At 30.1% G+C, this 14379-nt stretch carries 15 protein-coding genes, 2 tRNA genes and 1 pseudogene; 15 read left to right on the plus strand and 3 right to left on the minus strand.

All coding sequences use genetic code 11. From position 1 onward, the window contains the following. Positions 1 to 79: 79 nt before the first annotated feature. From dcd to ABXT52_RS00435, 15 genes and pseudogenes are all read left to right on the plus strand, one after another. Positions 80 to 637 (plus strand): dCTP deaminase, encoded by a 558-nt coding sequence (gene dcd, locus ABXT52_RS00365; RefSeq protein WP_415271940.1) that lies wholly within the window; start codon positions 80 to 82, stop codon positions 635 to 637. Positions 638 to 639: 2 nt separating this feature from the next. Then, complete coding sequence (gene murA / locus ABXT52_RS00370) at positions 640 to 1893, plus strand: UDP-N-acetylglucosamine 1-carboxyvinyltransferase (protein WP_415271941.1); 1254 nt, start codon at positions 640 to 642, stop codon at positions 1891 to 1893. Then, complete coding sequence (locus ABXT52_RS00375; protein WP_415271942.1) at positions 1893 to 2288, plus strand: DUF2948 family protein; 396 nt, start codon at positions 1893 to 1895, stop codon at positions 2286 to 2288. The genes murA and ABXT52_RS00375 overlap by 1 nt, the downstream gene beginning before the upstream one ends. After that, on the plus strand, positions 2288 to 3574 hold the full coding sequence (gene hisD, locus ABXT52_RS00380; protein ID WP_415271943.1) for a histidinol dehydrogenase: 1287 nt from the start codon (positions 2288 to 2290) through the stop codon (positions 3572 to 3574). Before ABXT52_RS00375 ends, hisD begins: the two co-directional genes overlap by 1 nt. Positions 3575 to 3576: 2 nt before the next feature. Continuing rightward, complete coding sequence (gene infA / locus ABXT52_RS00385; protein WP_006997427.1) at positions 3577 to 3792, plus strand: translation initiation factor IF-1; 216 nt, start codon at positions 3577 to 3579, stop codon at positions 3790 to 3792. A 5-nt stretch (positions 3793 to 3797) separates the two neighbouring features. Next, a tRNA-Phe gene (locus ABXT52_RS00390) sits at positions 3798 to 3873 on the plus strand. A gap of 90 nt (positions 3874 to 3963) precedes the next feature. After that, positions 3964 to 4218: a cold-shock protein gene (locus ABXT52_RS00395; protein WP_415271944.1), complete on the plus strand. Its 255-nt coding sequence runs from the start codon at positions 3964 to 3966 to the stop codon at positions 4216 to 4218. A gap of 193 nt (positions 4219 to 4411) precedes the next feature. Then, positions 4412 to 4486 (plus strand) — tRNA-His (locus ABXT52_RS00400). Positions 4487 to 4491: 5 nt separating this feature from the next. Then, complete coding sequence (gene hisS / locus ABXT52_RS00405) at positions 4492 to 5889, plus strand: histidine--tRNA ligase (RefSeq protein ID WP_415271945.1); 1398 nt, start codon at positions 4492 to 4494, stop codon at positions 5887 to 5889. Beyond that, positions 5867 to 6919, plus strand: coding sequence for an ATP phosphoribosyltransferase regulatory subunit (locus ABXT52_RS00410; RefSeq protein ID WP_415271946.1), 1053 nt, complete (start codon positions 5867 to 5869; stop codon positions 6917 to 6919). The genes hisS and ABXT52_RS00410 overlap by 23 nt, the downstream gene beginning before the upstream one ends. After that, positions 6919 to 7609, plus strand: a pseudogene (gene hisG, locus ABXT52_RS00415) (ATP phosphoribosyltransferase). The gene ABXT52_RS00410 and the pseudogene hisG overlap by 1 nt, the downstream one beginning before the upstream one ends. A 181-nt stretch (positions 7610 to 7790) precedes the next feature. After that, positions 7791 to 8888 carry a DNA recombination protein RmuC gene (locus ABXT52_RS00420; protein ID WP_415271947.1) on the plus strand — a complete coding sequence of 366 codons (1098 nt, stop codon included), beginning with the start codon at positions 7791 to 7793 and terminating at the stop codon, positions 8886 to 8888. A gap of 37 nt (positions 8889 to 8925) precedes the next feature. Further along, entirely contained in the window at positions 8926 to 9615 is a 690-nt protein-coding gene (locus tag ABXT52_RS00425) for a hypothetical protein (protein ID WP_415271948.1), read from the plus strand. A gap of 1 nt (position 9616) precedes the next feature. Beyond that, complete coding sequence (locus ABXT52_RS00430; RefSeq protein WP_415271949.1) at positions 9617 to 11044, plus strand: exonuclease domain-containing protein; 1428 nt, start codon at positions 9617 to 9619, stop codon at positions 11042 to 11044. A gap of 75 nt (positions 11045 to 11119) precedes the next feature. Beyond that, a complete protein-coding gene (locus tag ABXT52_RS00435) occupies positions 11120 to 11437 on the plus strand; it encodes a thioredoxin family protein (RefSeq protein WP_415271950.1) in 318 nt (105 codons plus the stop codon). Here the strand turns inward: ABXT52_RS00435 and ABXT52_RS00440 are convergent. The 3 genes from ABXT52_RS00440 to trpA are packed head-to-tail and all read right to left on the minus strand — an operon-like array spanning position 11434 to position 14379. Continuing rightward, positions 11434 to 12702 (minus strand): bifunctional folylpolyglutamate synthase/dihydrofolate synthase, encoded by a 1269-nt coding sequence (locus ABXT52_RS00440; RefSeq protein ID WP_415271951.1) that lies wholly within the window; start codon positions 12700 to 12702, stop codon positions 11434 to 11436. The two genes, ABXT52_RS00435 and ABXT52_RS00440, sit on opposite strands and share 4 nt — an antisense overlap. Further along, on the minus strand, positions 12656 to 13585 hold the full coding sequence (locus tag ABXT52_RS00445; RefSeq protein ID WP_415271952.1) for an acetyl-CoA carboxylase carboxyltransferase subunit beta: 930 nt from the start codon (positions 13583 to 13585) through the stop codon (positions 12656 to 12658). Before ABXT52_RS00445 ends, ABXT52_RS00440 begins: the two co-directional genes overlap by 47 nt. Then, positions 13582 to 14379 carry a tryptophan synthase subunit alpha gene (gene trpA / locus ABXT52_RS00450; protein ID WP_415271953.1) on the minus strand — a complete coding sequence of 266 codons (798 nt, stop codon included), beginning with the start codon at positions 14377 to 14379 and terminating at the stop codon, positions 13582 to 13584. The genes ABXT52_RS00445 and trpA overlap by 4 nt, the downstream gene beginning before the upstream one ends.

Raw genomic sequence — 14379 nt, forward strand, 5'->3', positions numbered from 1 at the left:
GAAGTTAAGTCTGGCTCTTAAAAAGAATTTAAAAAAAAGAAAAATTTTTCAAAAAAAAAAATAAGAAGAAAAGTAAATAATGTCAGTGCTTTCTGATAAATCTATAAGAAAGTTAGCAGTTGAGCAGTCAATGATTTCTCCTTTTATAGATAAGCAAGTCAGAGATGGTAAAATTTCTTATGGACTTAGTTCATTTGGCTATGATGCACGAGTAGGAGATGAATTTAAAATATTTCATAATGTCAATTCTTCTATCGTTGACCCTAAGGAGTTCACTTCAGATAATTTTGTAACTAAAAAAAGCTCTGAATATATTGTCATTCCTCCTAATTCCTTCGCCCTTGGAACTACTATCGAAGTCTTTAAAATACCAAGAGATATTATGTGTATCGTTGTTGGTAAGAGCACATATGCAAGAACAGGGATTATAGTGAATGTAACTCCAATTGAATCTGAGTTTTTTGGAACAGTTACCCTTGAATTTTCCAATACCACACCACTACCTGCAAAAATTTATGCAAATGAAGGCGTTGCACAATTTTTATTTCTAAAAGGAGATCAGTCTCCTGAAACTTCATACGCTGACCGTAAAGGAAAATACATGGGTCAAACTGGAGTAACTTTACCAAAAGTATAATCATGAAAAAATTGGAAGTCTTTGGGGCAGCAAAGCTCAAGGGATACATTAGAATTTCAGGATCTAAGAATGCATCTCTTCCTATTCTAGCTGCAACATTATTATCAAATAAAAAAATATCTTTAACAAATTTACCAAGGGTAAAAGATATTGAGACAATGATACTTTTATTAAAGTCATTAGGTTCTATTATTGATGATAATAAAAAAAAATTAATTATCAAAAATACTAAGCAAACAAAAACTTTTGCAGCTTATAGTTTGGTTAAAACTATGAGAGCAGGAATATTAGTTTTAGGACCATTACTTGCTAAATTCGGTAAAGCAAAAGTTTCATTACCTGGCGGCTGCGCAATAGGGACAAGACCTGTAGATATTCATTTACAAGCTTTATCAAAACTTGGAGTTAAATATAAAATTATCCAAGGATACGTTCATGCCACTGCACCCAAAGGATTAATAGGCGCGAATATAAAATTTTCTAAAGTTTCAGTTGGTGCCACTGAAAATTTAATTATAGCCGCATGTTTAGCTAAAGGAAAAACAACTTTATCAAATTGTGCCATTGAACCTGAGATTAAAGATCTAGTTAATTTTTTAATTAATATGGGTTGTAATATTAAGTGGACTGCAAAAAGAACAGTTAGTATCGAAGGAGTGAATAGTCTTAAAGAAGTAGATTATTCAGTAATGCCGGATAGAATAGAGGCGGGAACATACTTAATAGCTGCAGCGTTAACTGAAGGAAATTTGAAGATTACAGGAGTAGATCCCAAGATAATAAGTACAGAAATTAATATCTTAAAAAAAGTAGGATCAAAAATTACTTTAAGAAAAAATGAAATACTTATTCAGGGAAGTAAAAAAATTAAAAGTATAAATATTAAAACATCTCCTTATCCAGGGTTTCCAACAGATTTACAGGCACAAATGATGGTATTATTGTGTAAGGCTAATAAAAAATCTCATATTAAAGAAGAAATATTTGAAAATAGATTTATGCACGTTGCAGAGTTAAATAGAATGGGAGCTAAGATTTCTATTAATGGAAATAAAGCAACTATAGAAGGAAATATCAAATTTGAAGCAGCAGAATTAATGGCCACAGATTTAAGAGCTTCTGTATCTTTAGTTCTTGCAGCACTTGCAGCTAAAGGAAAATCAGTAATTAATAGAATATATCACCTTGATAGGGGCTATGAAGATATAGAGAAGAAATTAAAAAAAGTAGGGGCCAAAATTAAGAGAATTAACTAATGGATAAAAAATATTTATCAAAGATTATAGCTACAGACAATGAGGGATTACAAGTAATCTCAGCTTGTTGTTCTGGAGCAGAGGTTAAAGTTGATCAAATTAAATATCTTCAGAAAAACAAAGTTTTTTTATTATCATTAAAAAGATCGAAAGTAGAAATAGATGAGAAAGATAAAAAAGTTACTAGTATTTGCAAATTTGAATTTGTAGATAAAGTTAAATCTAAAAACATTAAACAAAACGACTCTGAGGAAAAATTAGAGTTAATTGGGATGGATTATTTAAAGAATAATGACAACTATGAGATAAATTTAATGTTTACAAACAACGCATATATTACATTATCAACAGAAATAATTGAAGTAACCTTAGACGACCAAAACAAAGCTGATTAATGATTAAGATATTAGATAGTAAAAATAAAAACTTTGATAAAACTTTAGACACATTACTGTCTAAACGAAAAAATAAAGTTCAACTTAATTCAGTTTCAGTTATTAAAATTATTAAAGATGTTAAGAAAAATGGCGATAAAGCCATCTTAAAGTATGAAAAGAGATTTAATAAAAATAGCGTTATTGCACCAAGTATAAAACAAATAAATAAAACTATTCAATCTTTAGATCCAAAGGTTAAAAAAGCAATCGATCTTGCTTATGATAGAATTTATAAATTCCACTCGTTACAAAAATTCAAAAATATTTCTTATACGGATAAACTAAAAAATAAATTAGAGTATAAATACGTACCTATTGAATCGGTTGCAATTTATGTGCCTGGTTCAACAGCCTCATACCCTTCCAGCGTTTTAATGAATGCAATCCCTGCAATTGTTGCTGGAGTGAAAAGACTAGTTATGGTTAATCCAGGTCAAAAAGGTAAACAAAATCCTGCTGTATTATATGCTGCTAAAAAATGTAAGATTAAAGAGATTTATTCAATCGGAGGACCATCTGCTATTGCAGCTGTTGCATATGGAACTAAGAAAATTAAAAAAGTTGATAAAATTGTTGGCCCTGGAAATTCGTATGTAGCTGCAGCAAAAAAAGAAGTATTTGGAGATGTTGGTATTGAAGGAATGGTTGCAGGTCCTTCTGAGGTAACAATTGTTTGTGATAAATTTTCAAACCCTGAATGGATAGCAAGCGATCTAATAGGGCAAGCAGAACATGATAATCTTGCCCAATGTATTTTAATTTCAAAAGATAAATCAATTATTAAAAAAGTTAATGATCAAATTATTCATCAACTAAAAGAACTACCTAGAGCCACAATTGCAAAAAATAGTTTATTCAATAATGGAATTTTAATTCATATGCAATCTGACCAAAAAATTATTAACACAGTAAATAAAATTGCTCCTGAGCACTTAGAGCTTAATACTAAGAACTATAAAAAAGTAGTAGGAAAGATTAAAAATGCAGGATCTATTTGTTTAGGAAAATATGCCGTAATGGCAATGACTGATTACAATGTTGGATCTAACCATGTATTGCCAACCAATTCCTCAGCAAGATATTCAAGTGGAGTTAGTGTTAATGAATTTTATAAAAGAATTTCATATATAAACCTATCAAAAAAAGGGATTGAAACCCTTGGTCCATCAGTTATAACACTTGCAAACTACGAGGGTTTAGCGGGACACGCTATGTCGGTAGAAAAAAGAATTAGGAGAAAATAAATTTGTCAAAACAAGAAATGCTGTCATTCTCAGGGATTGTTGAGGATTTACTACCGAATGCAATGTTCAGAGTTAAATTAGAAAATGGCCATATTGTTACAGCACATGCTGCAGGCAAATTACGTAAGAACAGAATTCGAGTACTTCAAGGTGATAAGGTTCAAGTCGAAATGACACCTTACGATTTGACCAAAGGTCGTATCACTTTTAGAGGTTAATATGGGGCCCTGTAGCTCAGTTGGTAGAGCATCGGATTGAAAATCCGTGTGTCACTGGTTCGAGTCCAGTTGGGGCCACCACCACCTCCTTTTAAAAATCCAAAAAATTATTGAAAAAATAAAAAAAATAAAATAATTTTTTTATATAAATAATAAAAGGATAAGTAAAAAATGAGCACACTAAAAGGAACAGTAAAGTGGTTTAACAGTAAAAAAGGTTTTGGCTTTATTGAAAGAGAAGATAAAGAAAAAGATGCATTCGTTCACGCATCAGCAGTAAAAACTGCAGGCATGCGTTTTTTAAACGAAGGTGATAAACTAGAATTTGAGATGGAGGATGGCCCAAAAGGTCCTTCAGCTATAAATTTAAAAAAAAATAGACTAGTTCTTAAACTTCAAAAATCTAAAAGGGCGTTTTACCTTTAAAAATAAGGTTAACGTCCTTTTGTATTTAGGTGTTGAAAATTATTCTTAATTGTCTAAAAGACTCCCATGATTATAAATATTACATACAGAGAAACTTCAAGAAGTACTCACAGACTTTGTTTCCATAGCCAGTAGGCTATTTATTTATAATATAATTTTAAATCCACACAAAAATAATATAAACACAAGGAATGCCTGCGTAGTATAACGGTTAGTACGATAGTTTGTGGAACTATAGGATTTGGTTCGATTCCAAGCGCGGGTACCAAAAAAATGAATAAAGAAAATAAACTAATTCCTGGGTTACCCTCAGGATTTGAAGATCGTTGGGGCAAGAAATTAACTCTCAAGAAAAAGTTAATTAATATTATTGAAACTAATTTTGTAAAATTTGGTTTTGCTGCTCTTGAAACTCCTTCATTTGAAATTTCAGAAAATATCGGATCATTTCTTGCAGATGATGATAGTAATTCTATGTCTGATGTATTCTCATTTAAAGATGGTGAAAAAAATATTACTCTTAGATATGATTTATCAAGTCCGTTAGCTAGATTTGTTGCACAAAACAATCAAGAATTACCCTTGCCTTATAAAAGATATCAAATGGGTGATGTCTGGAGAAACGAAAAAGCAGGTAATGCTCGTTATAGAAGCTTTTTACAATGTGATGCTGATATAGTTGGTAACGTTAATCCAGCCCAAGCAAACGCTGAACTTTGTAATTTAATTGCAAGTACACTTCTTGCCTGTGGTTTAAAAAAAGATCAGTTTGTTATTAACATTAGTAATAGAAAAATTGTTCAAGGTTTAATTGAAGACCTTAAAATATCTGATGATAAAAAGATAAAGGTTATGAGGGCAATAGATAAACTGGATAAGCCTGGCTTTGGTTTAAGAGGAGTTGAAGATTTATTAAAAAAAGAAAGAGTAGATGTAAGCGGAGCAGTTACAAAAGGTGCTGACTTAACTGATGATCAAGCTTTACAAATAATCAATTTCTTAAAAGTGAAAGATTTAAAAGAGTTAAAAGAAAATTTAAAAAACCCTTTATCTCAAGAAGGAATTAAAGAATTAGAAGAATTGTTAAAAATAGTAAGTTATGGAGATTATTTAGATCAAATAAAGACAAACTTTACAATTGTTAGAGGACTTGCTTATTATGATGGGTTTTGTGTTGAAACAAATTTAAATTTTAAAGCAAAAAACAGCAAAGGTAAAGAAGTTGATATAGGAAGTATTTGTTCAGGAGGACAATATAATAAATTAATTTCAAGATTTAAGGGAGTTGATATTCCTGGAACTGGAATGAGTATTGGTGTTGACCGATTATTATTTGCAATGATGCAACTTGATCAAATTGAAGTGGATGAGAAAAAACCGGTCATTATTTGTGTAATGGGGGAAAAGTATTTAAAAAATTATTATGAGATTTTAAAAGTTTTAAGAGATAATAATATTAACTCTGAAATATTTTTAGATAGTAGGAAAAATCTAGGCAAACAATTAACGTATGCAAATAAAAAACAATGCGCGGTAGCTGTTATTTGTGGTGAAAATGAATTTAAAGATAATACGATTACTTTAAAAAACCTTTTAGGAGTTAAAGGTGAAAACAATCAAGTAACGTTCTCAAAAGAAAATTTAATTGATGAAATCAAAAAATTTATCTGAAAAAATCCTTAGATCAGTCAAATCTAAAGGGTTTAAATATATTGATTTACCTTCAGTAATTGAAGCCAATCATATTGTTCAACGATCTGGAGAGAATTTTAGAAAATTTATTTTTTCTTTCACTGATCAAAATGGAAGTGAGCTTTGTCTTAGACCTGATCTAACTATTGCATCATGTTTAAGATATTTAGAAAACAATCTTAAAGGAAAAGAGAAAATATTTTATAGCGGTCAGGCCTATAGAAAATCAAATAATAAAGGAGATTCTATTATTAGAGACCAAGTTGGCTTTGAGATTATTGGCTCTAAAGATGAAAAGAAAGATGATAAGGAAATTATTAATACAGCCTTAAAATCTCTATCTAATTTACAATATTCATCAGGAACTTTAAAAATTGGTAACGTTGAAATTTTCAATTTATTAATTTCAAAGCTAGATATCCCAAAAAGATGGAAATTAAGACTTTCAAGACATTTTTGGAGAGAAGAATACTTCAATGACTTATTAAAAAGATTAGAGACAAACTCAGATGTAGACCCAACGATTGTTGAAGTTGATAAAAAGAGATATTTAAAAATGTTAAAAGATAATCAGCAAACAATAGTTGCTGGTAGATCAATTGAAGAAATCTTAAAGAGATTTGATAACAAGATTAAGGACCCAAGAAGAGCCAGTAGAGGTAAAAATGTTTCAAAAATTATTAAAGAGTTTTTAAAAATCAACTGTCCAATAGGACAAGCTGCTGAAAAACTTAATATCTTTTTTAAAAAAAATAAAATTAACCTAGTTGTGGATCAAAAATATTTTCCAACCTCATTAAACAAAATTCAAAAATTAAATGTAGAGTTCTCAGCGTCTTTTGGGCGTCAATTAGAATACTATACAGGCATGGTATTTAAAATCGATATTAAATCTAAATCTAAAAATATTAATGTAATCAATGGTGGACGATACGACAAACTAATTTCAGACCTTGGATCTAAAAAACAAGTTCCAGCAGTAGGAGCTGCTTTAAATTTAAACTACTAATGACAAAAAATATTATTAATATTGGAATTCCAAGCAAAGGTCGTCTTAGAAAAAATATTTTAAAAATATTTAAAAAAAAAAAAATTAAATTTAGTCTCAGAAAGAGGTGAAAGAGATTTATTAGGATCTATTAAAAACTTAAATTATGTTAAAGTATTATATCTTCATGCAAGAGAGATAGTCGAAAGACTTGGAGATGGCTCTTTAGATCTTGGCTTTTCAGGATATGATTTATTGAAAGAGAGTGAAGTTAATATTCAAAAGAAGGTAAGTGTTGTTAAGAATTATGGATTTGGCAAAGCAACATTGGTTATTGCTATCCCAGACCCTTGGATTGATGTTCAAACAGTTGCTGATTTAGAAGAAATTGCTTTTGAATTTAAAGATAAAAAGAAAAAAAGATTAAGAGTGGCAACAAAATATCCTAATTTAACAAGAGAGTTTTTGTTTTCAAAGGGAGTTACTCAATTTAAGTTAGTAAGTAGCTTAGGGGCAACTGAAGCATATCCTTTTACAGGATCATCTGAAATTATAACTGACATTACTTCATCCGGTGAAACTCTCAGAGCAAATAATCTTAGAATTCTTAAAGATGGTGAAATTTTAAAGTCAGAAGCCTGCATGATTGCTTCAAAATCTTCTTTAAAAAATGTTTTAGTTAAAAAATTAGTTAAGTTACTTTTTAAGTAAAGTATCCTTAATGTAAATTAAAATAATCTTAATAATATCAAGGTTTCTAAGGACTGCATAAGCCGTAACTATAGTTCCTATAATAAGTAGTATTTTTAATACTAAGATTAATTCCATAGAGACAGTTTTAAATAATTACATATATAAATCAAATTTTTACTATAAAATATCTCATAGAATCATGGACATAATTTTATTAACAGTTTTAGTCTTATTACTAGGAGTTGCTTTAGCAATCCTTTATTTGAACTTAAGATCCAAGCCAAAAGATGAGAGCGAAAATAAAGAAGCTGAAGAGATGGCCAATTTAAAGACAGAAATTACTTCATTAAAAGATACCTTAAATACTACTATTAATACATCACTTGGTTCAATGTCGACTTCATTTAACAACCTATCAACTGGGGTAACTAAAGATATGACAGAGGCCCTAACAAAAGTTGATGAAAAAGTAGGAAACTTCAATAACCAAGTAGAGTTATTAAATAAAAGCCAAGAAGGCATAACAAAAATTTTAGCTGGAGTTAAAAAATACGGAACTCTTGCAGAGTTTTCATTAGATGCTCTAATCAAAGACTTATTACCTGCCTCTCAATTCATGACTAACGTTAAGATGAAAGAGGACACAAGTGAAAATGTTGAATTTGCAATTAAGCTTCAAGGTGATGTTTTAGTACCAGTAGATTCTCACTTTCCAGTAGAAAAATTTAAAGCAATTACCGATGGTTATGACGCGGATGATAAAAGAGCTGTTGCAGATGCAAGAGCAAAATTAGCTACTACATTTAAAGCTAAAGCTAAAAGCGTCAATGAAAAATATATTGTTCCACCAAAGACAACAGATTTTGCAATTGTTTATGCACCAACTGAAAGCTTATATAAAGAATTAACTGAATACCAAGACCCAACTACTAAAGAATTATTAACTCAAGAATTAATGAAAAAACATAAAGTTGTAATTTGTGGTCCAAATACTCTTTCTGCTTATTTGCAATCATTACACATGGGCTTTCAATCTTTAAAAGTTCAAAAGGGTGCAACTGAAATCTACGATCATCTAAAAACAATTAGTTCAAGATTTGGAAAACATTTTGATAATATAGTTTCTCTTAGAAAAAAATTAGAAGAAGCAATGATTGTTGTTGATAAGTTTGGAACAGATGCAAGATCGATTAGCAGAAGTCTAGAAAATATTAAAGATCCTGAACAAGTTGATAAAGCTGTTCAAACAGAAAACGTAGAAAAATTTGTTGACCATTCAAAACAAGCAAAAAATTAATTTCTTTTTTCCCTCAATACCGTTTATAACAAACTATATGCAGTGGAATAATAAATTTACTTATCCAAAATCCATGAGATCAATGGTGAGTGGCTCAAGAATGTATGCAGTAAATCAAGAAAAGCTTCCATCAGTAACTTCCATATTACAAGCTACACAAAGTGAAGAAAAAAAAGCATCACTTGCAAATTGGAAAACAAGAGTGGGTGCTACTGAAGCTAATAGAATTAAAAATGATGCTTCAAGCAGAGGTACATCAATGCATTCCCACTTAGAAAAATATTTATTAGGTCAATTAAATTTAGAGCTATTAGAAGAAGAGGCTAGCAAATCTAAAAAAATGGCAGATGAAATTATCGAACAAGGTATTAAAGGAAAATTGTCAGAAATTTATGGCACTGAAGCAACATTATATTATCCAGGCAAATACGCAGGCACATGTGATGCAGTAGGTGTGTATGAAGGCCAAGAAACTATTATAGATTTTAAACAATCCAATAAACCAAAAAAAGAAGAGTGGATTGAGGACTATTATCTTCAATTAGGGGCTTATTCATTAGCTCATAACGTTGTCCATAATTCAAAAATAACTCAAGGAATTGTTTTACTTTGTACTGTAGATAATTTATTCCAAGACTTTAGAATTCAAGGTGAAAAACTAGAAGAATATCAAAACAAGTTTTTAGAAAAAGTAGAACAATACTATCATCAACGGAATATGAACTAATATGAATTTAGCAATATGGGACATTGAGTCTAGTAGCGCCAATACTTCATGGGGAAGTATTATTGAGGTGGGTGGTATTTTAGTTGATCCAAATTTTAAAGAATTAGATCGTTTTAATTTTAGATGTAGATTGCCAGAGGGAGAAGTTCCTCAAGCAATGGCTTTAATAGTTAACAAAACTAGTGTTGATTTATTAACTAAGGGAAATTTAAGTCACTACCAAATGTTATCTCAATTAGAAGCTACATTTAAAAAATGGAGCCCAGCAATGTTCATGGGTTGGTCAAATATTGGCTTTGATGATGAGATGATAAGAAACGAATTCTTTAGAGGAATTAGATATCCATATATTACAAATGCAACTCCCAACAAAAGACATGATGGTTTAAACATTGCAAGAGGTGCTCATGCGGTTGATGAAAGTGTTGTAAAAACTGAAATAAATGCAAAAGGTAATGCGGTCATGAAACTAGAATCTTTAGCTAGAATGAATGGATTTGAATCTAGTGGAGCTCACTCAGCTTTATTTGATGCAGAGTTAACAGTTAAGGTTTTAGGTTTAATTAAAAAGAATCAACCTCAAACTTGGGATACATTTTTAAGAACAGCAAACAAGAGTGATACTGAGACAATATTTAAAACAGAGAAAATGTTTACTTTAGCTGAATATCATTTTGGTAAAAATTATAGATTTGTAGTTGCACCCCTTCATCCAAAACATTGTATTCACCCAATCTATCAGTGGGGCCAAGCTTTTGATCTTAAAATTGATCCTATCCCATTATTTGATATGTCAATTTCTGAACTTAAAAGTGCTATTAAAAAATTAAAGTTTCTAAGAACTATACGATCAAATAAAGCTCCTATAATTCTAGATGGAAGTTATGGGCTACAAGTCGAACCATATAGCAATCTTGATCCCGATCTAATTAAAGAGCGTGCAAAATTAGTAAATAGTAATGAAAGGTTTTCTCAAAATGTTTTAACAGCATTACGAGAAACTGCTGAAGAAAAAGCGCAATTCGATTCACAGGTTGATTTATTAGCAGAAGAGACAATTTATAAAAAATTTACTCCTCAAAAAGACACAGCTTTATTTCCAAAATGGCATGCAGCTTCTTGGAAGGATAAATTAGTATTATTAGATAAATTTGAAGATGAGAGGATGGTAAGCTTTGGAAAAAAGATAATATATCAAGAATCACCAGAGACACTGCCTGCTGATATGTTTAAGACTATTAAACGTGGAATAGCCGAAAGAATATTAAGTGATGAAAAAGAAAAATGGTGGACTTGCAAAGAATTTTATTTTGAGTGTGATAATTTAAGAGATAGATACACCAACGAAAAAGATGAGAAAAAGCTCAAGTTTTTAGATGAAATTAATGAGTTTGTTGAAGGCATTCAAAAAAAATACGAACAAGCATAATAAGTCTCTGTTAATTAACTAAAAAAATCCTTTTTAACATATTGAATAAATTCAATAAGAATTTATATAAGAAACATGCTTATAAATTTTAAAGACGAAGAATTTGAAAATAAAATTAAGAATGAAGATGTCTCTGTAGTTCAATTTTCTGCAGAATGGTGCGCTCCATGCAAGAGTCTTAAACCTATCATGGATAAGTTTTCAGATAGCTACAAAGATAAAGCAAGCTTTTATTATGCTGACATCGAAAATGGTGGAATTAACACTGGTTCAGCTGCCGGTATAAGAGGTGTACCAACTGTTATTGTTTACAAAAAAGGTGTTGAAGTAGACAGAAAAGTAGGTGGAGTTGCTGAGAGCCAAATGAAAGAATTTCTAGATAAGAATATCTAGTTTAAATTTAAAACTTCTCCTGCAAGATACAAAGACCCTGTAATTAAAATAATATCATTTTCTTGAAGATCAATTGATCTAATTGCTTCCTCAACTGAATTTTTATAATTAATATTTTCAAAATCATTAATTTTCTCTTTAAGTTTACTTCCTCTAATAGCATTGGGTTGGTTAGGGATATCAATTGTTGTTAATGATTTAATATCCTTAAAGTAGCTCATATATTCATTGTGGTCTTTGTTAGCCATCATTCCTAAAATAATATGCTTGTTACAATTTAAACTTTGAAGATAGTCATTTAATACTTTTGCCCCGAGTGGGTTATGAGACCCATCTACAAATAATAAATTATTACTAGCTAAATTTTTTAATTTTCCAGATTTTAATTCTTGAAGCCGCGCGATACTTTCTATTTTTGTAATACCAACTTTAATATGGTCATCAGTTACTTTGTAATCTGTTAATTGTCTAACAGTTGCAATTGCAGTAGAGACATTTTCTAATTGAAATTCTCCAGGTAAATTGGGCTTTGGAAGTTTAAGAGTACCAAATTCATCTTCAAAATAAAAAAAATCATTTTCTTTTAATGTAAAATTATAATTTTTATTAAAGATTATTTTTTTAGAAGAATTATCTTTAATTGTATCTTCAATACTTTTGTTAATTTCATTTGTACTTTGTTTTGCAACAATGATTTTAGAGTTTAATAAAGTGAATGTTTTTTCAAATATTATTTTTTCAATTGTTTGCTCTTCTTTTGAAAGCCAGTCTAAATGATCAAGACCAATAGCCGTTACAATGCTAGCTAAGTTTTTCTTTAAAATATTTGTTGCATCAAATCTATGGAATAGACCTGACTCAATTATGTTAATGTTTTCAGGGTATTTCTTTGCATAATGAAGATAAGCAACCGTTAAAATTTCAAAGAAAGTAATTTGCGTTTGATTATTAGCTTCTTCTATCTCAGAAAAAAGATCAGCCAATTCATCATCTGTTAGAGGCTTATTGTTGAAGACAAACCTCTCATTAATTTTTTGAATGTGGGGGCTAGTATAAATATTACATTTATAATTTGCTTCTTTTAAAATTGCATAAAGCGCTTGGATTGTTGAGAATTTTCCGTTCGTGCCAACAACAGAAATGCAGTTAATTTGATCCTGAGGATTACCTAATTTTTCTAAAAGATTTCTAGTTCGATCTAGACTTAGATCTATCTCTTTAGGATGCAGCTTTTGTAAGCGTTCTACTATCTTCTGAAGTTTCATTTTCTGATGAATTTATAGCAGAATTTTTCTTTAACAATATTGATAATAATGAACCAATCTTTTCTCTTAAGTCTTTTCTCTCTACAATCAAATCTACAAAGCCAGTTTTTTCCACATACTCACTTCTTTGAAAGCCTTCTGGTAACTCTTCTCTTACAGTTCCTTGAATTACTCTAGCTCCTGCAAAAGCTATGAGAGCCCCTGGTTCTGCTAAGTGCAGATCACCTAACATTGCGTATGATGCCGTAATACCTCCAGCGGTTGGATCAGTTAGTACAACAATATAAGGTAAATTATTTTTCTTTAGCTCATTAATTGCTAGTGTCGTTCTTGTCATTTGGCTTAATGATATAAGACTTTCCATCATTCTCATTCCACCACCAGAAGTAAAAACTACAAAAGGTTGATTATTTTCAATTGCATGTTGGATCCCATATAAAAAAGCTTCACCCTCTGCAGCACCTATTGAGCCACCTACAAAATCAAAATCAGATGCAATCGCTGTAATTTTTAAATTTTGGATATTAGTATTAACAACCATCATTCCACAATCCATGCCAGTTTTTTTTCTAGCAGCTTTCAATCTATCTTTATAAGGTTTTGCATCATTCCAATTCAAAGGGTCATCTTGAGGAATTGGAGTTTTTAAAACTTCATAATTATTTTTACTAAATATAATATCAAACCTTTGACGTGGGCTTATTCTATGGTGTTTGTTACAAGATGGGCAAACCCATAAGTTTTCTTCTAAATCTTTTTTTAAGATAGGCCCCTTACAACATGAGGTCCAGTCACTGTTAGCTATTTCAGATCTTGTTGCACGTGCTTTAATGATGGTTTTAATTTTTTCACCAAATCTTAAAGTTTTTTTAATCCAATTCATGCTATTTTTTTTCTTAACTTTAACACAATATTAGTTACATTTGTGACAGGATTTTGGTGTTTTTTAATAGAATGTGATATTTCTTTACATAAAGCACTACCAACCACTAATCCATCAGCCTTTCTTAAAGATGCTATAGTTTTTTCAGTAATCCCAAAGCCTATTACAATATTCTTATTCTTATTGAGGTTTTTAATCTTTTTGTAACGCTCTAATATTTTTTTTGGTGAAACCTTTAGCTTACCACCAGTTGTTGAGAGCATACTGATATAATAAACCATATCATGAGAGTCTTTTATAATTCTTTTCATTCTACTTAGAGAGGTAGTAGGAGATACTAATTGAATAAAGCTAATATCTTTTTTCTTACACTTTTTAGCAAATTCTCTATTTTCTGGATAAGGGAGGTCAACAACAATCAATCCATCTACACCTACTTTTTTACAAATATTTATAAATTTATTATCTCCATATTGATAAATCATATTATAATAACCCATCAATATTACTGGCTTTGATTGTTCTGATTTTTTAAAATCTTTAACTATTGAAAAAACATCTTTAATTTTAATACCATTTTTTAAAGCTCTATAAGCACTTGATTGAATCTGACCACCATCTGCAATTGGAGTGTTATGAGGAAATCCTATCTCACAAATATCAGCATATTTTGCAATTGATTTTAATATCTCAAGAGATTTCTTTTTAGTATTATCTCCAGCTACTGTGTAAGTTAGTAATGCAGGTCTTTTTTCAGTTTTTACTTTTTTAAATGCTAAGTTAATTAATGACAT

Origin of the sequence: Candidatus Pelagibacter sp. Uisw_121, from assembly GCF_047722545.1 — a bacterium.
In the GTDB taxonomy this organism is placed as follows: domain Bacteria; phylum Pseudomonadota; class Alphaproteobacteria; order Pelagibacterales; family Pelagibacteraceae; genus Pelagibacter.